At 33.6% G+C, this 20,055-nt stretch carries 17 protein-coding genes; 2 read left to right on the top strand and 15 right to left on the bottom strand.

Translation table 11 applies throughout. The annotated features are described in order from the left end of the window. Nucleotides 1–11: 11 nt before the first annotated feature. The gene (locus FOT98_RS06720; protein ID WP_080467794.1) at nt 12–1,145 is read right to left on the bottom strand and encodes a BA2291 family sporulation histidine kinase; all 1,134 of its coding nucleotides are present in this window, start codon (nt 1,143–1,145) and stop codon (nt 12–14) included. Between the two features lie 233 nt (nt 1,146–1,378). Here FOT98_RS06720 and FOT98_RS06715 point away from each other — a divergent pair, with 233 nt between their 5' ends. After that, entirely contained in the window at nt 1,379–1,771 is a 393-nt protein-coding gene (locus FOT98_RS06715) for a YueI family protein (RefSeq protein WP_000247570.1), read from the top strand. A gap of 120 nt (nt 1,772–1,891) precedes the next feature. Here the strand turns inward: FOT98_RS06715 and FOT98_RS06710 are convergent, their stop codons facing one another. Continuing rightward, the gene (locus FOT98_RS06710; protein ID WP_063262797.1) at nt 1,892–3,316 is read right to left on the bottom strand and encodes an aldehyde dehydrogenase family protein; all 1,425 of its coding nucleotides are present in this window, start codon (nt 3,314–3,316) and stop codon (nt 1,892–1,894) included. Nucleotides 3,317–3,448: 132 nt separating this feature from the next. Then, nucleotides 3,449–4,804 carry a hemolysin family protein gene (locus FOT98_RS06705; RefSeq protein ID WP_063262796.1) on the bottom strand — a complete coding sequence of 452 codons (1,356 nt, stop codon included), beginning with the start codon at nt 4,802–4,804 and terminating at the stop codon, nt 3,449–3,451. A gap of 354 nt (nt 4,805–5,158) precedes the next feature. On the opposite strand from FOT98_RS06705, the gene racA reads away from it, so the two are divergent. Further along, nucleotides 5,159–5,701, top strand: coding sequence for a chromosome-anchoring protein RacA (racA, locus tag FOT98_RS06700; RefSeq protein WP_063262795.1), 543 nt, complete (start codon nt 5,159–5,161; stop codon nt 5,699–5,701). Between the two features lie 96 nt (nt 5,702–5,797). Here racA and FOT98_RS06695 read toward each other — a convergent pair whose 3' ends face one another. From FOT98_RS06695 to FOT98_RS06640, 12 genes are all read right to left on the bottom strand, one after another. Beyond that, nucleotides 5,798–6,394, bottom strand: a complete 597-nt coding sequence (locus FOT98_RS06695; RefSeq protein ID WP_061678435.1) for a hypothetical protein — start codon at nt 6,392–6,394, stop codon at nt 5,798–5,800. A gap of 275 nt (nt 6,395–6,669) precedes the next feature. Next, on the bottom strand, nt 6,670–8,520 hold the full coding sequence (locus FOT98_RS06690; RefSeq protein ID WP_063262794.1) for a hypothetical protein: 1,851 nt from the start codon (nt 8,518–8,520) through the stop codon (nt 6,670–6,672). Further along, complete coding sequence (locus FOT98_RS06685) at nt 8,510–10,330, bottom strand: AAA family ATPase (RefSeq protein WP_061678437.1); 1,821 nt, start codon at nt 10,328–10,330, stop codon at nt 8,510–8,512. Before FOT98_RS06685 ends, FOT98_RS06690 begins: the two co-directional genes overlap by 11 nt. Nucleotides 10,331–10,436: 106 nt before the next feature. Then, entirely contained in the window at nt 10,437–10,697 is a 261-nt protein-coding gene (locus FOT98_RS06680; RefSeq protein WP_000391452.1) for a hypothetical protein, read from the bottom strand. Nucleotides 10,698–10,772: 75 nt separating this feature from the next. Continuing rightward, entirely contained in the window at nt 10,773–12,200 is a 1,428-nt protein-coding gene (locus FOT98_RS06675; protein ID WP_061678438.1) for a basic amino acid/polyamine antiporter, read from the bottom strand. Nucleotides 12,201–12,413: 213 nt separating this feature from the next. Next, a complete protein-coding gene (locus tag FOT98_RS06670) occupies nt 12,414–13,925 on the bottom strand; it encodes an ABC transporter permease/substrate-binding protein (RefSeq protein WP_063262793.1) in 1,512 nt (503 codons plus the stop codon). A 3-nt stretch (nt 13,926–13,928) separates the two neighbouring features. Beyond that, complete coding sequence (locus FOT98_RS06665; protein ID WP_063262792.1) at nt 13,929–14,876, bottom strand: ABC transporter ATP-binding protein; 948 nt, start codon at nt 14,874–14,876, stop codon at nt 13,929–13,931. Between the two features lie 102 nt (nt 14,877–14,978). Next, the gene (locus FOT98_RS06660; RefSeq protein WP_063262791.1) at nt 14,979–15,536 is read right to left on the bottom strand and encodes a YdcF family protein; all 558 of its coding nucleotides are present in this window, start codon (nt 15,534–15,536) and stop codon (nt 14,979–14,981) included. A gap of 63 nt (nt 15,537–15,599) precedes the next feature. Continuing rightward, a complete protein-coding gene (locus tag FOT98_RS06655; protein ID WP_144290981.1) occupies nt 15,600–16,829 on the bottom strand; it encodes an MFS transporter in 1,230 nt (409 codons plus the stop codon). Between the two features lies 1 nt (nt 16,830). Beyond that, nucleotides 16,831–17,367 carry an NADPH-dependent FMN reductase gene (locus tag FOT98_RS06650; RefSeq protein ID WP_063262789.1) on the bottom strand — a complete coding sequence of 179 codons (537 nt, stop codon included), beginning with the start codon at nt 17,365–17,367 and terminating at the stop codon, nt 16,831–16,833. A gap of 148 nt (nt 17,368–17,515) precedes the next feature. Then, nucleotides 17,516–18,670 (bottom strand): CgeB family protein, encoded by a 1,155-nt coding sequence (locus tag FOT98_RS06645; protein WP_063262788.1) that lies wholly within the window; start codon nt 18,668–18,670, stop codon nt 17,516–17,518. A gap of 34 nt (nt 18,671–18,704) precedes the next feature. Continuing rightward, a complete protein-coding gene (locus FOT98_RS06640) occupies nt 18,705–19,925 on the bottom strand; it encodes a tetratricopeptide repeat-containing glycosyltransferase (RefSeq protein ID WP_063262787.1) in 1,221 nt (406 codons plus the stop codon). Between the last annotated feature and the right edge of the window lie 130 nt (nt 19,926–20,055).

Below are 20,055 nucleotides of genomic sequence, written 5' to 3'. Positions count from 1 at the left end.
GTGTAGACTGTTTATTTTTGAAACTCAATTTGAAATTCTGTCCAATCGTTATCTGAACGACACATGATGGACCCATTATGTTTTTCTACAATTTGTTTACATACAAATAACCCAATACCAGTTCCTAACTTTTTAGTAGTTACAAATGGTTCGAAAATCGTTTCTACATTTTCAGCTGGAATCATTGGTCCATTATTTTTTATTACAATTCGAATTGCCTGATCTTCTTCAAATACATCAACAATAATTTTTCGTTCTTCTTTTATCGATTCAAGAGCGTCAATTGAGTTCATTAATATATTTAAAAATACTTGTCTCACTTCACTCCGATAACCAACAAGCGGAATTGGGTACGGCAAATTCTTTTCAATCGATACATTTGCATTAACCAAACTCGGATATAAGAACTGTATAATATCTTGAAACAAATCATTAAGCCAAAATTGTTCTGATTCCGTCCACATTTCTTTTTTTGATACGAGTAAAAATTGCGAAATCCGAAAGTTTAATTGGTCTAATTCATGCGAAATAATATCTAAATACGATAAACTCGGATGATCTGCCTTTAATAATTTGACAAATCCCATAATCGAAGTAAGTGGGTTACGAAATTCATGTACAAAACTAGCTGACATTTGCCCTAATATCGTCAGCCTTTCTTTATGTGTTTCGTTAATATATTGCTGTTTTTCCTCTAAATTTCTTGATATAATTTCCGAGTATTTTAAAACAGTATAATAAATTAATTTGTCAAAACAAGTATGTATTTGAGCCATAATTGGTTTCAATTCACGTGCGCTAACCTCTAATTCACACATCGCTTCAAAAAGCTCATTTCTTCCCACGTTTGCATTATAAACAAAATCTCCAATATTCGCATCTGCTCCTGCACGTTCAATAGCAATTTTCTCGCATAATGGCTGAAGATAATCTATATCTTTTTCTTCCATTGTAAGTTCGATAATTAACTCTAATAAATCCTCTCCATTTTGAACTGCTTCTAGTTTAAATGGATCTTTATCGGAAATTATCATTTTGTTTTTCCAGTTCTCAACGAATTGGTGCCTGTTGTTTTTCAAGTGCGAACAAAATACTTCTTTAATATCCTTATCGATTGGAAAAACCCCCATTCCCTCCATTTCCATACGACGAACACCCTTTATATTTTGAATATTAACACAAAAAATGCGATTCGTTAATAGATTATTGTCACATTTTGTTAATATGTGTTGATAAAATTTTTAATGCCTTTATTAATTGTTTAGATTGATACATTCTATTTTCCTTCCTTTCATTCAATTTTTTTTACATTCGATGCGACTTTTTTTGCATCCTGCCTCATTCTTTCGTACAATAGAAAATGAAAGGTGTGAAAAATATGGTAAATAAAAATGTGGAAGATTATCTCCAAGAAGGCATTTACGGCCAAAAGCAGAACAAACCAGAAGAACGTAATATGTATTTAACTACATTACGTGAGCGTGTAGAAATCGCTTTAACTATCGGTCAAGTAATGCAAAGTAATGTATATTCTGAAGTAGCTAGTAGCATGCGCTCTTCTCAATCATTACAAATATTCCTAAATGGTGGCATTGCTTACCCACATTTATCAAAATACATTAAATTAGCAAATGAAAAAAATGTTCCTTTTACAATTGTTCAAAATAAAGGTATAGAAACACCCATCGGTTTAGTATTATCCCATAGTACAGCTGTTGACAAAGAACAAATTTATGTAGAAGATGCTATTTTCAAACAAGAAATGAAGTAAAAGGTACACTTGATTAAATGAAATCGTATCGAAAAACATAAAACAAACAATAAAAAACGAGTATGGAATCGTAAACATTTCCTGCTCGTTTTTTATTACGATGTTTTAGCTCGATCTACTTTATTTTTTAATACAGACTAATTTCATTTCTGTCATCTCTTCTATTGCATATTTAATTCCTTCACGCCCTGTGCCGCTTTCTTTCACACCACCGTATGGCATATGATCTACCCTGAACGTTGGAATGTCATTAATCATGACACCACCAACTTCTAACTCATCAATTGCACGCATTGCTTTAAACAAATTATTTGTAAATACACCTGCTTGTAGACCGTAACGTGAATGATTTACTTGCTCTATTGCTTCATCAAATTCTTTAAATGTATTTACTGTCATAAGTGGACCAAATACTTCTTGGCACTGTACAGATACATACTCTGGAACATTTGTTAATACAGTTGGTTCAAAAATCCTTGCATCATGTTTCTTACCACCGTATAAAACAGCTGCCCCTTCCTTAATAGCTTCTTGCACCCACATTTCAATCCGCTCTACATCTTTTTTCGAAATTAAAGCCGATACATCCGTTTCTTCAAGTAATGGATCACCCACAACAACTGTTTCCATCGCTTTCTTTAGCTTTGAAAGAAATTCATCCATTCTCTTTTCATGTACAAAAACACGTTGTACCGAAATACAAACTTGTCCATTATTAACAAATGCACCCCATTTTACACGTTCAATTAATTCATCTGTTAATTCTACATCTTCATCAATAATAACAGCAGCGTTTGATCCTAGTTCTAACGTAACTCGCTTTAGCCCAGCCTTTGCCTTAATTCCGATTCCAACTTTCGGACTTCCCGTAAAAGTAATGGAAGCAACATCATCATTTGTAACTAGTGCCTCACCTACAGTTGAACCAGGACCAGAAATAATATTTAAAGCTCCTTTTGGCAATCCTGCCTCTTCAAATAGTTCAACTAATGCATAAGACGATAATGGCGTTTGATCAGCTGGCTTTAACACAACTGTATTTCCAGCAGCAATTGCAGGGCCGACTTTATGTGCCACTAAATTTAATGGGAAATTAAATGGTGTAATAGCTCCTATAACCCCAATCGGTTTTCGTATTGTGTATGCAATACGTCCATCTGCACCAGGTGCTGCATCAAGTGGCAGTGTCTCACCGTATATACGCTTCGCTTCTTCCGCCGCAAATTTGTATGTCTGAACGGTACGATCTACTTCTCCCCTCGCAGCACGAATTGGTTTTGCAGCCTCTTTTGCAATAATTTCTGCAAATTCTTCTCTTCTTTCATCCATTTTTTGTGCAACCTTTTCTAAAATAGTCGCACGATCATATGCAGATAATGTATTCATTTTTTTCATTGCATTTTTTGCAGCAGTAACAGCCTCTTGTACATCTTCTTCCGTTCCTTGTGCAATTTCCGCTAACGTTTCTTCAGAATATGGTGCGTATAATGGTTTATACGTGTTTACAGACTTCCAATCTCCGTTTATATATAAATGCTTTTTCATAATTCTTCTCCTTCCAAATATATGTATACAACAATACTTCACCTAGTGAAAGGTCTGACTTATGCCATTGTATCATAGCCCTTATTCTGTCAAAAACATTATGCTCAAAAAAACTCTGCCATATAGCAGAGTCTACGAACTAATTTGTTCTTGAAATTTAATTTGTTTTTCATCTTCTAAAATAACAATTGATTCTACAGTTTTTGTCACTTCTAGTCTCTTTATATAGTGTCCATCTAATTCTTTCACACAAAACTTATAATTTTCAATTTCAATGAAATCCTCTTCAGCAATTTCTATATTTTTCGTTAAAATCCAGCCACCTATTGTATCAACACCATTATCATCAATCGTTAAACCTAATAACGTATTCACTTCACTAACAAGCACTTTTCCCTCTAGAATTGTTTTCGTTTCACTAACTTGTTGAATTTCTGGCTGTTCATCTGTATCAAACTCATCTTGAATATCTCCCACTATTTCTTCTAAAATGTCTTCAACTGTAACAAGTCCAGATGTACCACCATATTCATCTATCAATATGGCAATATGCGTTCTTTCTTTTTGCATTTTTACAAATAAGTCGTGTATTGGGATAGAGTCGATAACTAAAATGATTGGCCTAATATACTGCTCTACTTTCTTATTACTTACTGCATTATGCTGCACAAAATCAGTGAAAATATCTTTAAAGTTTACAAAGCCTATTACGTGATCTTTGTCTCCATCTACAACTGGATATCTCGTATATTTCTCCCGAGACATTTTTTGCAAAGCTTCTTCAGCAGGCATTTCTTTACTAATAATATGCATCTCAGTTCGGGGTACCATTATTTCTTTTGCGATACGATCATCAAATTCAAAGATCTTATTTACATATTTATATTCAGATTGATTAATCTCTCCATTTTTGTAACTTTCTGAAACTAATAACCGTAATTCTTCTTCTGAATGAACCTCATCGTGCCCTTTCGGTGGTTTCAGCCCTAACAATTTCGTAATAATTCGAGCTGATCCATTCAGGATCCAAATAAATGGAAACGCCATACGATAAAAGAAAATTAACGGTTTAGCAACAAATAAACTCACTTGTTCAGCTTTTTGAATCGCGAAAGTTTTTGGGGCCAATTCCCCTATTACAACATGTAAGAATGTAATAAACAAAAATACTAAAATTACAGCAAAAATGTCTGCCAGTTGAGTAGAAATGTTCAAATTCACAAAAAGCGTGTCAAACATTTGCTTTAACGCAGGTTTACCAAACCACCCAATCCCCAGAGCTGTAACTGTAATTCCTAGCTGACAAGCAGATAAATATTCGTCTAAGTTTGTAATGACTGTTTTGACAGATGTTGCGCGATTATTTCCTTCTGCAATTAAATAGTCAATTCGTGAACTTCGCACTTTAACAATTGCAAATTCTGCTGCAACGAAAAATGCCGTTAAGGCAATTAAAACAATCACTATACTTATACTATATATGTCCAAATACTTCTCCTTACTTACATTGTAAGCAAGGAAGCCACCTCCTACTTAATTTTATTCAAGTGAAGTAAGCATTCTAATACTCTAACAAAATTCTACATTAGCAACCACCTTTTTATATATTATATGCATACATAAAAAAGATATTTATCATTATGATAATCTAATTCATTTCCCTCAGTCAAATGATTCTAAATCTTACAATAAAACATTTTTATATACACGATATATTCTTCATAGCTTCATTTCGTGAAAAAACACTTTCTTTGCCGATTCCACACTTCTTTTGTCACACTTGAAGGGAACTTCCTTCATAGATCGAAATCATTCAACAGGATATATATAGGAGGGATTATTTTGGAATATAAAACACCATTTATCGCAAAAAAATTAGGTGTTAGCCCAAAGGCTGTTGTCCGGATTGCACAACAATTAAATCTTACGATAGAAAAAAATAAATATGGTCACTTTATTTTTACACAAGAAGATTTAGATCGAATGTTAGAATACCATCTTTCACAAATAGAGCAGTCTCCAAACTCTCACCCAACTCCAAAAACATCATCAAACGATGTTGTAGAATTAAAAACGCAAGTAAATACAATTGTTCAAAACATATCATCGCATGATTTTGAGCAATTAGCAGCTCAATTAAACACAATTACAAGAAGACTAGATCGAATGGAAGAACAGATGCAAGATAAGGCAAATGATGTTGTTACGTATCAACTTTTACAACATCGTCGTGAAATGGAGGAAATGTTAGAGCGAATTCAAAAGCTAGAGGCTACACTCAAGAAAGAAGAGCCAATATATATAACTCCCGATACTAAACCAACATATGAACGCGAAAAGAAACCGAAGCGCCGCAAAATGATTTTTAGTATATTTGGATTATAACTTTTAGACCCTTATTACAATAATAAGGGTCTTTTTTCATGAAAAATGATTTCATATTAAAATAGCATTCTCTTTATTACATATATTTATTTCGCTTTATTTGGTTAACATAATATTTTTACTGTATTCTGCGATTAATGCCTGTGCATGAGCATTCCCTTGAATTACATCTCGAAATTCTTTTAAAGAATACAAATGCGTAGCCCCTTTCCGGGCATGAATTCGTACTGGTACACCTTGTAAAGTATCATGAAACTGAAATGGCTTATCTATCGGTTCAATTGGAAAACCAAGTGTTACTAAATACATATACATTCTTTTTGTAACTGCTGCAATATACCATTCTGCTTTCGTTTCTAATGCATGCATAAATAAAATAGCTGTTAGTCTTTTGAAGTGTCCTCTCCCACGAGACGTTTTCGCAATACTTAACTTGCCTATTTCATATACATTTTTCAAATCTTTTACTAAATCATTTTTAGAAAACGGATAGAAAAACTCAGAATTTGATTGCTCTGGTACCGTATACTTAATACATTCTACTGTACCGATATGATGTTCATCTTCTATTAATAAAAATCGTGATGGATTTAAATTACGTTCTACGAACATTAAGTTTCTTTCTTCACAAAAATCTCCCCATAGTTGCTCGAACCAAAAATGTTCTTCCTTTGTTTGAACCCGCTGGAACATATTTCCCCGCCTTTCCCATCGCCGCTCTGTTTTTGATAACGCTTTCACTATCTATCATATAAGAACACATCTTCGTATGCAACTAAAAATATTTACGACTTATTATATTCTGCAAAATGAATTAAATTCCATCTTAATCGTCTTTTATCCCTCATGTACCGTTCTTCTAACACCATGTCTATATTACTTTCAAATTCAAATCATATGAAGCTTCCTTCTATACTGCATATAATTCTTCTTAATCTAAAAAAATCCTTTATAAAAAAGGATTTCTTTTACTTCTTCATGCTTTTTAACCACTTCTCAAAAATTTGTACCATCCCATGTTTGCCGGCTAATTTCTCTTCCCCTTGTTTCGTTTTATATGGATATAATTGCAAGAACACACCACACCCGGACTCAATTTTTTTACTATGCATATGACTTCCTGGATATACACAAATAACTTCATAAATGGCCCTTCGATAATAGACTCTCTTTCCATCCTGTTCTTCTACATATTTGATAGACCAATACTTATACATTTGCTCAGTTGCTTTCGTATTTCCAACGTGCTGAAAAATATTGTACATCGGGCTATACTTCACTTCAATAATAATAGAAGATTGATATACGTATTTCCCTTCTTCCTTTATATAACAGTCTAAACGAATATCTGGCTTCTTCGTATCTTCTCCATTATAAAAATTACTCCCTTTACTTAATGCAATAAGAGGATGTGTTTCAATTAAATCATTGAATGCGACATGTACTCTCATATCCTCTCGGTGTAAAACAACTGTCGTTCCATCCTGTAATCCATCTACATAAAAATGTTCTTGTATTTGTTCACGGATGGAATTTATAGCCTCAAAACCAATTTGCTCTAACATGGAAATAACGATAAAAAAAGCGTAATATTCATACACTAAAAATGTTGGTTTATAAACAAATAATAAAGAAGGAGATTGATCTGTATATTGTGGAAGTAAATCTAAATGCTGTAGTAGTTGTTGATGTGGTATCGGTAAATTATGTGAGTTCATGTTACCCGTTTCGGAAACTTCCCTCCAAAATGGAGAATGCATTAAAGTTTGAAAGTATTGTACACTTTCATGTACAAAATGTGCTAATATCTTATATTCTTGTATCTTCATAGAACTTTTTCGCAAATCCGCCTCTTTTAGTAAATGTATATTTTTATATTTTTGTTTTTCTCTATCGGTCACTGATCCATTACGCTCAATTGTTTGTATAATCGTTTTTACAGCCTGAAATTCTTCTGATTTCTTCTTTTTTGCTCTTTCTAATATTTCAATTGTTTGACGTAAAAAACTTTCAGCTTCAAGTAAATAGAGATTAAATTGCATCGCTTTAAATTTAAGAAAAGCATTTTCCTTACTATTTTTTTGTTCTATAAACTTACGATTATATTTTTTTGCATAAGGTTTTCTTTCCGCCACTATGGCTCCTTTTCTCGTTGCTTTACGCTCCTTTTCTTCCCATTTATATTCATGTATAAAATTTGAACTCAATTCTATTTTCTTAAAAATTTGCTTTATCTTTTTCATTTTTTGCGGCAACTTTCTAAGTAACACTAAATAAGAAGAATCTTCAATATCACTGAGTGCAGAGAAAGTCTTTTTATAATAACCTCTATCTAAAATCAACTCATTTAAAATTGACTTTACATAGTTTTGAATCATTTCAAATTGATCATCAAAAAAATTTTTTGGAACGACTTGAAAAGCGCCATAATACGTTTTATCTTCTATATTCACTTCAAAATGATATAAGCCACAACGCCATGGATAAAAGAATTCCGTTTTTCCATGTTCATATATTAATACCTTTTGTTTTTTTTCATTTATTTCATATTTTGATTCCTTTATATTTTTCTGTCCCTCATATACTTTATTCCATATAAAAGTAATATTCATTGGACTTTCATAATGGTAATGCAATCTAATTGGTTTTAATTCTTGTACTTTATAAATACATTGAACTAATGCTGTAGTAGATGTACAAAGACGATTTAATAATATATATTCCCCTTTTGCCTCCGATCCAATGATTAACTTTAATAAAAAAGGGAGTGTTTCTTTCGTATCAACGATTTCTGTTTCATATCGCCCTTCATTTTGCATAGCCATACAACTCCAGTTCTCTACGCTTTTCTCTTATATATGCTAAAGAGTGTTCAAATGTAGATACTCTGTTTGCAAGTTGCGATTGTAAAAGAGGTACTAATGTCGCCCCCCTTTTTACTTCTTCAGAAAGTAAAGAGCCCACCATCATTTCAGTCCCTCTTATTTTCGTCAATACACGCTGCTTGATTTGTAAATCAAATCCTTCTTCTCTACTGATCATATAGGAATGATTATTTTGAAACGGTATATTTTGCAAATAAGTAGCGATTGCGTTTGCACATCGAAATGAAATTCCCTTTGACATATCGTGTGATGACAATACAACATGTAACTTATCTAATAGCTCTAACTCTTCTTCAGAAAACACCTCGATCATCGCTTTATTTCTGACCCAACTTATACGAAATTCTCCTGCAGTTACTTTCAAAGGTGGTTGTAATACAATTTTCTCTTGTTCCATACACATCTCACAAAACGGAATCTTTTGTAACGTTATTAAATTCGTCCGATCTAATAATCGATCTGAGAGCTCTTTCGTTGTTTCATCAAAATTTACTGTACCTACAAATATAATATTTTCACCAATTTCAATTGTTGGTGGAATTGGATTTTCTTTTTCTTGTACACCTTCATACAAATTTAAAATACGGTTTTGCTTTTCAAGTTGAAGAACAGATAGAAATGGAGTAAACCAATGCTCAATATGTGACATATTCATTTCATCAAAAACGATTATATAAAGCTGATTTTGATTTTCTTTTGCCTTCATTAACGCCCTAACTAATTTTGTTTCACTTTCAATAAAAGTACCATTTGGGTGAAGATAACCAAGTAAATCATGTGGTTCTTGATACGATGGTGAAATCGGAATCCACACCAATTCTTCCCCATACTGTAATCCAAGTGCTTCTGCATAAGCTTGCACAAAACGGGATTTCCCGGCGCCTGGTATACCACCAAGAATCGTCAACATATTTGTTTTCGCACTTATATGGAAATTATAAATGTCCGTTTCATCCAAATATAGCCCTTTATTACGTACAAAACTTTTTACATACTGTAAAAAGACGGATTCACGCTCATCCCATTCCCATTCATCCTTGTGCACTTTTATTTCCTCTACTTCTACACGCTTACCTTCTTCAGTCATTCGTTTTTTTAATTGCTCATACATGTGATTACTTACAAAATACAATTGATCTTCTACCGCTATTTCTACATGCTTCACCCAGTCATTAAAGTCTATATACTTACATTCCCGCTGCTGTTCAAAATAGGCAATTGAGCTAATTGATGATGACTTTAAAGATATATTTCCATATAACCTTCCATCGTGCCACAATAATTCAGGAGGCTCAAAGTCTTTCGGATATTTTGGCATTAGAAATGACAAATAGCCATTTCCAAGTTTTCTTTCTAAAGATTCTCCTTTTTTGTATTCAGAAACTTTAGGTACTGGAATCATTTTATAGCCATTAGCCATTTCTCGCGGTTCTTCTGCACAAATTAACTCCACATATATATGTCCTCTCTCGTAATAGAGACGAAACATAACCAGTTGCTTTTCTAATTTTCTTTTCTTTAATTCCGAAAAGACTTTTTCATTCTTTTTATTGCTACATAAACCTTCAAATACGTATGGTTCATTTTTTAATTGCTCTTGTAACGTAAATGGTATTGGCGATAGGCATTGTACAAAGAAGTTCTCTCCATTCTTCTCTCTCTCTGCTTTTGTAAACTTTCCGATAAACCTCATATAGTACATTCTTTTTATAAAACTTGGCTGAAGAGCTTTATGTAATTTCATCTTCATCACCTTCTTTTTTTCATACTATTCTTAGTGTATGAGAGAAACGAAAAACTAGAAACAAAAAACCTGACGTTATCCGCCAGGTTCAAAATGAAAACGTATATTAATGAGATGGAAATGCTTTTTTCTCTTGTAAAATGGCATTATGTGCAATTTTCATTTTAGCAAGTACATATCGTAATCGATCTTCAGCGTTTTCATCTGTATTTTGCTGTAATTCCGCCAAATTCTCTACAGCACTTGCTAAATTTTCAATCACTCCTCGTAGTTCAGGATGATGATTAAAAAAGGATTCTTGCACTAATACTTTCCTTACTTCACTCGCTAAATCAACTATTCTGGTTAACTGTTCTTTTTCTTCCATTTTCATCCCTCCTGAATATCTTATGTATTAAATATTCTCTAGACAAAGAAAAAAGCCCTTTATTTAAAAGGACTTTTACATTTTTATATTTCCAGTCAATAACATATAGATTGATGTGATAGCTGCAATAACAATTGCCCACATTACATATCTCTCAATACCTCTAAAACAACGATTTCCTTTTTCTTTTCTTGCATACACGTAAACAATAATCCCGATTCCATATACGATTGAAACAAGTAATAAATTTTTCAAACCTGCTGCATATAGAAGCCATACAGAATAAATAGAAGCAATTAAAGCTAACGAGCCGTTTTTTACTTTTGCATCTTTTAGTTCGTTTGTAATAACTAATTTGAATTGGAATAACGCTGATAATAAATATGGTACTAAAATTGATGTTGACGCTATGAAATACATAATTTGATATGTCGATTCTGAAAACAGAACGATTATAAATATAATTTGGGCAACGCCATTTGAAATCCATAATGCCATATGTGGCGTTTGTTTTTTATTTGTTTTCGTAAAGACTTTCGGAAACACGCCATCTTTTCCTGCTACGTGGGAAATTTCAGAAACAAGTAAAAACCAGCCTATTAACGTACCTACAAGTGAAGCAACTAACCCGATGTTAATTGCAACTGCGCCCCATGTCCCAACAACATGCTCTAATACATGTCCCATTGACGGAGTTTCTAACACGGAAAGCTCTCCTCTTGACATCGCTCCCATTGACAAGACAGAAATTAAAATATAAATAGACATTACTAAAATAAGTCCAAGTACTGTCGCTTTACCAACATCTCGGCTATTTTTCGCTCTACCAGATAATACAACCGCTCCTTCAACCCCAATGAAAACCCAAAGAGTTACAAGCATTGTATTTTTCACTTGACCAAGTATAGAGGAAACTGAGATCGTTCCTTCTCCCCAAAAATCATGTGTAAATGTATCCCAGCGAAACGCTGTTACCATTACAACAATAAATAATACGATTGGAACTAATTTCCCTATCGTTGCAATAACATTCATAATAGATGCTTCACGAATTCCAAATAAAATTAGAAAATGAAGTGTCCATAATAAAAGTGATGCTCCTACGATAGACGCAACATTATTTCCACCTTTAAAAATTGGGAAGAAATAACCTAATGTACTAAACAGTAACATGATTGTTGCAACGTTTCCTAAAATTCCTGCTAACCAGTATCCCCAAGCACTGTTAAATCCAATATATTCACCGAAACCAGCACGTGCATAACTATAAATTCCGCCCTCAAGCTCTGGTTTTTGTCTTGCTAACGTTTGATATACGAGCGCGAGTGGAATCATTCCCATCGCTGTAATACACCAGCCAATTATTATAGAGCCGCTATTTGCTCCGACTGCTAAATCATGCGGTAAACTAAAAACACCGCCACCAACCATTGTTCCGACTACTAATGCAATTAATGGAAAAAATCCTAACTTCTTTTCTATTTGTACCACCCCATCTGTCATTCTAGGTGTTATGTTCGTTCAACTATTAAAGTCACCTTTTTCTCTAATAGACGTTTCTCTTATATTTTTTCAGGAAAACATTACTTATTCTAAAAGAAAATGAAGAAAAATGGAATACTTTTTTGAAAAAATGTATAAGTATGCACAAAAAAACCGTTCATTTTGTAATGAACGGTCATTTCATACATATAAATTTGTATATTCCTTGTAAAATTACCGAAGTAAATTCTCTTTTTGTAAAAATTGTTTTGCTACTTCTTCACTACCTTTACCATTCACATTTACTTCATAATTCATTTTTCGCATTTCTTCATCTGTAATCTTCCCAGATAATTTATTTAATACTTTTTCAAGTTCAGGATATTTCTGTAACGTCTCTTTTCTTAATAACGGTGCACCTTGGTATGTTGGGAATAATCCTTTATCATCTTTTAGCACTTTAAGTCCGTATTGCTCAAGTTCACTATCAGTTGAATATGCATCGATTACATTAACATCCCCTGATTGAATTGCACTATAACGTAATTTCGGTTCCATCGTTTTCACATTTGAAAACTTATAGTTATATAATTTTTGCATTCCTTTATAACCGTCTTCACGATCAGCAAATTCTAATGTGAATCCTACTTTCGCATCCTGTGCCATTTTTCCTAAATCAGAAATTGTATTTATATTATTTTGATCTGCTATTTTTTTTGGCATAGCTAGTGCATACGTATTGTTATACTCCATCGGCTTCAACATCACCATATCATATTTCTTTTCCATTCCAGTGCGAGCCTGCTCATATACCTCATCCCGATTTGTGCTTTTTGGCTCTTCTTTCACGAAAGTAGATAAAGCTGTTCCCGAAAATTCAGGGTATATATCTACTTCACCTGATTTCAATGCTTCAAATACAAATGCTGTTTTTCCAAGACCTGGTTTTAATTCTACATGTAAATCGGTATCTTGTTCGATAAGTTGCTTATACATTTGAATTAAAATTTCAGGTTCTGATCCAAGTTTGCCAGCGATAACAATATCTTTCTTTTGTGTATTCCAAAGAAATGGAGAAGCAATCAATATACAAACAATACATATCGTCAATATAACACGCTTAGAAGAGCGTTTTGGACTCTCAAGTACTCGAAGTACTACATCAAAGAATAAAGCGAGTAACGCGGCTGGTACGGCCCCTAAAATGATAAGTGCATGATCATTTCGATCGATACCTAGCAATATGAGTTTACCGAGCCCACCAGCACCTATAAGAGCTGCTAATGTAGCCGTTCCAACAATTAATACCATCGCCGTACGAATACCGGCCATAATAATTGGTAATGCAAGAGGAAGCTCTACCTTCCACAGTCTTCTCCAGCTATTCATTCCCATAGCTCTCGCTGCTTCGATTAAAGATTCATCTAACTCCCTTATTCCAGTATATGTATTTCGTAAAATAGGTAATAGTGCATACACAACTAATGCAATAATAGCTGGAAGTTTCCCAATTCCTACTAACGGAATTAAAAGTCCGAGTAATGCCAGTGATGGGACCGTCTGCATAACTGCAGAAGTTCCTATAATAAACTCCTCCATTCGTTCTTTTCTCGTTAATAAAATGCCAAGCGGCACTGCAATAATTACTGCAAAAAATAATGAAATAAGCGATATTTGTAAATGCTCACTTAATGCAGTAAGTAATTCTATTTTTCGTTCTTGGAACGTTTGTATAAAATCAGTCACTGTTTAGCCTCTTTCCTTCATTTGTTCGACTATGTAATTGACAATATGACGACTTGTTAGAGCTCCAACATATTGACCATTTTCTTCAACTGGCACTAATTCTTCAGCTTGTAAGCGAATAAGTGCTTTTTGTAAAGGAGAATGCAAAGATAAAGCAATCCCTTCAACTCGTGTGCGATCGTCTAGCGGCATTACATCTCCTATATTCATGCCCTCATACCAAGGTCGTCCACGATTTCCAATGAACTCCTCTACAAATTCATTTTTCGGATTATGTACAATTCCTTCTGGTGTATCTAATTGAACAACTTTTCCTTCTTTCATAATGCAAATACGATCTCCAAGCGATAACGCTTCTTGCATATCATGCGTTACAAATACAATTGTTTTTTGAATCTTTTTTTGCAATTGTACAATATCCTTTTGAAGCTGTTCCCTACTTAGTGGATCTAACGCACTAAATGGTTCGTCCATAAGAACGATTTTCGGATTTGCGGCTAATGCTCGTACAACACCAACGCGCTGCTTTTGACCTCCTGACAATTCATCAGGCATACGATCGCGATATACGTCTGGATCTAGCCCGACCATCTGTAGCAATTCATCGACACGGACTTTTGTTTTTTCTTTGCTCCATTTTCTCATTTCAGGAACAACTGCAATATTTTCTGCAATTGTCATATGCGGAAACAAAGCGATTTGCTGCAGCACGTATCCTATATTCCAACGTAGTTCGTTTATATTATATTGTTGAATATCTTTTCCATCGATTAAAATCGATCCTTCAGTCGTTTCAATTAAACGATTAATCATTTTCATTGTTGTTGTTTTCCCGCAACCACTCGGACCAATAAGGACAAAAAACTCTCCCTTTTTAATTTCTAAATGCAATGAATCCACTGCTTTCGTGCCATCTTCATACGCTTTTGACACATGATTAAATTGAATCACAAATACAACTCCTTTATCGTTGTTTCCTTTATTTTGATGGAAGATGGAATTCATTTCAAATGATACGCATTATTCTACAAAAAAAGAGCTCCCATTTGAGCTCTAACGGTCGAACAATATTGTTTTCATTATTGCAGCATATTCACGTACATACATTTTCCTCTTAGATCGCATTGGTGTTTCAGCAGCTAGTGCCTCCATCTTCATGCCTAAACGCTTTGCAATTATTTTCGTTCTATATAAATGATACGTATTACTTACAACTACCGCATGTTTCACATTATATAAATCCATACTAAACTTTACATTCTCATACGTATTTGTAGATTGATCTTCTATTAAAATACGACTCTCCTCTATACCATGTACCATTAAATAGTTTCTCATACTATGAGCTTCCGGTATATCTTCATCTTCCCCTTGACCACCTGAAACAATTACTTTCGCTTCTGGATGGGAATATAAATATTCCAACGCTACATCCAAACGGTTTTGAAGTGATAAAGACGGTCTATCTCCAAATAACTTTGCGCCTAATATAAGAACGTACGGAGAGTGATTACTCAATTTTTCACGAGCAACATTCTTCATTCGAAACGTCATATAAAGAATGTATAGTGGTGGTAATAATACGATTATAAGCAAGATCCATTTGTTCATAAATAAGTTTGCACTCCCTTTCTTTTTATTATATAGAAAAAGATAGGAAGGCAGAAGTACTTTTTATACGATTGATTTATTAAAAACGTTCGTCCCTACTTTACGTTGTGAAAGTACATAATACACAGCGATTCCTAATGAAAAGATCAATATGCAGCTTAATACGTAAAAAGGGAGCATTGCCCCAGTTTTAGAAACACCAGCTGTAAACAGCATTAATAATACAATTCGTATTCCTGTACCAATTAATCGAAATAAGCTGTCTACCCGTCCCATTACTTCGTTTGGAATTTCCTCCATCATCAATACATTTCTTGCCACTCTTGTACCTGCATTTCCAATTGCATGAAAAATTGCAAGTCCGTATAACAACATTACGGAAGGTTCAATAATCATTGCGGTAATTGAAATTACATATATGAGCATCGTCATGACGATTGAAACTTCTATCTTTATATATTTCATCATAATTGGAATACCTATTCCCGCAAGAACCGCTCCGACACCGTACATCATACCTTCTATTGCGTATACTGAGGCACTGGCTTTTAATATATCTGAAATGTATACCGGGATTAAATAATTTGCCATCATAACACCGATAAAAGGCATATAAGTCGCAAGTAAAAACCAAAAGAACTTCGGACGCTTTTGCATGAAATGAATCCCTTCGAACAATTGCTTCTTAAATGTTACTTTCTTTTTTACTTCCTTTTTCTTTACGTACGGTATACATAAGAAAAGGATGAAAGCTCCTGCAAAAGTTAACATATCTACTAACAAAATCCATTTTAAAGATATGATTTCAATAAGGAAGCTAGCAGCCGCTCCTGAAATAACTTGCGTTAACTGTCCTTGTATTTCCATTGTTCCACTTAAATTTTTATAATGTTCTGCTTGAAATATCTCTTGGTTGAACGCAAATATTGTAGGATAAAATAATAAATAGTAAAATGACCCTGCTATATATATAAGAATATAGTGAATTGAATGATAAGGTTGCCCAGTAAATCCCCATATAGCCATCATTCCTATAACGACTATCCCAATACCTTCATTACATAATAATAAAGATTTTCTTGAAAAACGATCAATACTTTGCCCAATAAACGGTGTTAATAAAAACATAATCAGAGTTGCGATGATGGAAACATAACCGAACGTTGTATCTCCACCACTCTCTTTAATTAACAACCACGGAATCGTTATCATAACAATTCCGGAACCAATAGCTGATAAGCTATTGGCCCCTAGAATGAAATACAAGCGTGAATCTTTATACAGAGATGGCATATCACTCAACTCCTAGTTGTTTTTTCACCTCTTTATATACACCCATATATGCTTTTAATTCTTTAACTAAATCATGAATTAATGGTTTTGCATCTTCTCCCAGTTCACCGTCTTGTACATGAAGTCCATCAAGCACAACTTGTTTTGGGATGGCATTTGCGTATACCCCTCTAGCAACAGTGCGCATATTGTTTAATGCGTTAATTCCACCTTTACCGCCTCCTGCAACTGCAAGTAATGCGACAGGTTTATGAACAAATTCACTACTACTTAAGTAATCTAACGAATTTTTCAACGCACCACTCATTGCATTATGATATTCAGGTGTACATAGTACTACACCGTCTGCCGTTTTCACTAACGCCTTTAATTTTTTTACCGCTTCTAATTCACGTTGTGATTCTTCCCCATTATATAAAGGCAGTTCTTCTGCCGCTAAATCATATAACTCCCCTTCAAATTGATCAGCAATATATTTTGCCACCACACGCGTTCTACCGAATTTTCTTGGTGTACCATTAATAACCACTAGTTTCATAATTATTTCTCCCCTTTGTTTTCAAGTTACACTTATATATTATCAGAAATTTCTATACAAAACACAATATAAAGAGGGAACTAGCTTGATAAAATAGTATGATAGGCAAAAAAAAAAGAACTCATACGAAAGTATGAGTTCTTCACAATTACGATTCTCCACCATTATGACTCAGTATACCTCCGCTTCCATTCGCTTCAAAATGGGTATACGCTTGTTCTGCTAATTTATTACGTTCTTCTGGTAAAGATATATATTTCAAAATATTTTCTATTATTTTTTCGTACGAAGTAAACACAATTCCTGGCCACTCCATCTCGTCCTCTGGATTACTATTTTCCGAAATAATAAACTTTTTATTTGCCACTGCATAAGATACCCGAGGTGTTTCCAGAATGCCCGATAAGTAAAAATGAATATTTAATATAATTTTAGATCTAGCAATCAACTCATTTCTAGCAATTCCCCACGCATTATTTTTAAAAACTATATTTAAATTTGGAGCAACTGCTTTTAATTGATCTAAAATAGCTTGCCGCCTCGAATTAAGAGCACCTATAAACAGTATATCAATGTCTTCAGTGATCTCATCATCAAATGCATCTTTTTTTATTTCCAAAGTTGGAGCATAGTTCATTCCTACATGTTTTATTTCTTTTCCTATCCCTTTTTGTTTTAACCATTCTATATTTTGTTTACTATAATCCCAAATCTCCTTATCTTTTAATAATATTAAATAAAACGGATGTGCATAAGGGCTTCCTTCATATAGCTGTTCTAAATTATAAATAATTGCATTTTTCGGTAGTAGATTTGGGTTATGTGCATACGTATGTGCTCCAAACACAATTGTATTTTTCACATTTTCTAGTATTGTTTCTGATATAATTGCTGTATTTCCCTCTTGCTCCAATCGCCATTTCAAAGCTCGCGCGACATCTATAAAACTACCATACGTCTTTGGGCATATAAAAAGACAATAATCATATTCTTTATTCAAATATGCTTCCATTAGTCTTAAATTATTTTTATATAAATCCACATCCGGATATTTCAGTAAAAGCTCATTTGCATGTTTTTTTGCTACTTTATACATTCCAGCATAATAAGCAGCAATGCACCTTCTTAATTCGATTTTTTCCCGATGCTCTTCTGCTACGTCCATATCTATAAGAAGATTTGCGATACAATACGCTTTTAGATGATCGCGATCATAATAATAATCTAGTAGTGGCATCAATTCTTCATACGTATTTCCATGCACAGATTCCCCTAATTCTAGCGCCCATCGTATTAATTCCATGATTACTCCACTACTCCTTTAACCGAAAATGTATTTAATAAAATTTCGCATTACTTTCTACCATATTTGCTATATGCAACGGTAACTCTTCTTTTTTCGATTCCAAATATTTTTGTGATACTGCACCTAAATGTTTTTTATGCGGTATATAAAAAGCACTTATAGAAATCTCATAGTCGAATAAGTAATCATACACATGATAATCTACAAATAGAAGATCATTATTCGGAAAAGGAACTTCCTTCCCTTGCAGGGCATACATCAAAGCAATATTATTTTGAGATTTTAATCGATACATTCTTGCAAGTTGGTATAATGGCTCAGCCCGAGTTGGTCTATATTCCCACGCTTTTTGAAAATAAAGAATAGCTAACGCTGTATATTGCTCTTCTTGATTCTTTGCATTTTCTATTTCATCCGCTTCTGTTACTTCATGTTTTTTATTTGCTGCACGGTTTGCTAATTGTTCATAACAAAATCCTATTCGCAACAACGAATAGAACACCTCTTCAACCCATCCCCCTGCTTCCACTCGTTTTTTATACCATTTAATCGAATCTTCAAATTGACTTAAATGAAAATAAGTTTGGGCTAAATAAAATAAATATCTTATATGCAAATCTGGCGTTGTTTCTGGATCACTCAATCCTTGTAACAACAACCTCTCGTCTCTCTCAAATTTATCAGCTTTACTACCACCATCCCCAGGATCGTTAACGACAAGTGTCTCTAGCCTAGCTACCCTCGTATTGTAATCCGCACCAACTTTGGAACGATCTATATCCCAATACTCATGAGTAACACCAACAGATTTCCATGGTAAAGAAGCTTTCAAAAGGCGTGTAAGCCAATACTTAATATGAATATCATATTGCAATGTAAGATAATGGTCTTCCGTTAAACTAGTCTTATCAAAATCAGGATCAACTTCTAATATCATATCCGCATCTAATATTAATAAATAATCTGCTTCTGGATATGTTGTTTGTGCCAATTTAACAGCTAAACTTCTGTTATAACCAAAGTTTTTAAATGGTTCATGATGAACTCTTCCAGGGATATCATTTTCTTTACACCAATTTTCAATAATTTCAGGTGTATGATCTGTTGATCCCGTATCACAAATAGAAACAAAATCTACAATTGATTTTGTAGCATTTAAACATCTTTCCATAATTCTAGACTCGTTCTTAACAATCATACAAAGACATAACTTTTTTTCTTTTCCTGTATTCTTTACTTGCTCATTTCCCATTTAACCACCTCATATTTTATTAACCCGCTCTTTTCTTATGTAACACTATTTCATAGCTACACTGATGACATAACCATCCTTTTACTATTTATGAAAACTTCATTTTATTTATTCTTATTTTTATGTTGGG

The organism is Bacillus sp. HY001, assembly GCF_007558965.1.
Classification (GTDB): Bacteria; Bacillota; Bacilli; order Bacillales; family Bacillaceae_G; genus Bacillus_A; species Bacillus_A mobilis.
This window is presented reverse-complemented; position numbering and strand designations above follow the sequence as displayed.

Excerpts from the sequence above, each read along its gene's own strand:
- FOT98_RS06715 (WP_000247570.1), top strand. The coding sequence starts at position 1,379 with ATGGTAAATAAAAATGTGGAAGATTATCTCCAAGAAGGCATTTACGGC.
- FOT98_RS06720 (WP_080467794.1), bottom strand. The coding sequence starts at position 1,145 with ATGGAAATGGAGGGAATGGGGGTTTTTCCAATCGATAAGGATATTAAA.
- FOT98_RS06680 (WP_000391452.1), bottom strand. The coding sequence starts at position 10,697 with ATGGAAGAAAAAGAACAGTTAACCAGAATAGTTGATTTAGCGAGTGAA.
- FOT98_RS06640 (WP_063262787.1), bottom strand. The coding sequence starts at position 19,925 with ATGGGAAATGAGCAAGTAAAGAATACAGGAAAAGAAAAAAAGTTATGT.
- FOT98_RS06650 (WP_063262789.1), bottom strand. The coding sequence starts at position 17,367 with ATGAAACTAGTGGTTATTAATGGTACACCAAGAAAATTCGGTAGAACG.
- FOT98_RS06695 (WP_061678435.1), bottom strand. The coding sequence starts at position 6,394 with ATGTTCCAGCGGGTTCAAACAAAGGAAGAACATTTTTGGTTCGAGCAA.
- FOT98_RS06675 (WP_061678438.1), bottom strand. The coding sequence starts at position 12,200 with ATGACAGATGGGGTGGTACAAATAGAAAAGAAGTTAGGATTTTTTCCA.
- FOT98_RS06660 (WP_063262791.1), bottom strand. The coding sequence starts at position 15,536 with ATGAACAAATGGATCTTGCTTATAATCGTATTATTACCACCACTATAC.
- FOT98_RS06690 (WP_063262794.1), bottom strand. The coding sequence starts at position 8,520 with ATGCAAAATGAAGGGCGATATGAAACAGAAATCGTTGATACGAAAGAA.
- FOT98_RS06645 (WP_063262788.1), bottom strand. The coding sequence starts at position 18,670 with ATGGAATTAATACGATGGGCGCTAGAATTAGGGGAATCTGTGCATGGA.
- FOT98_RS06655 (WP_144290981.1), bottom strand. The coding sequence starts at position 16,829 with ATGCCATCTCTGTATAAAGATTCACGCTTGTATTTCATTCTAGGGGCC.
- FOT98_RS06685 (WP_061678437.1), bottom strand. The coding sequence starts at position 10,330 with ATGAAATTACATAAAGCTCTTCAGCCAAGTTTTATAAAAAGAATGTAC.
- FOT98_RS06710 (WP_063262797.1), bottom strand. The coding sequence starts at position 3,316 with ATGAAAAAGCATTTATATATAAACGGAGATTGGAAGTCTGTAAACACG.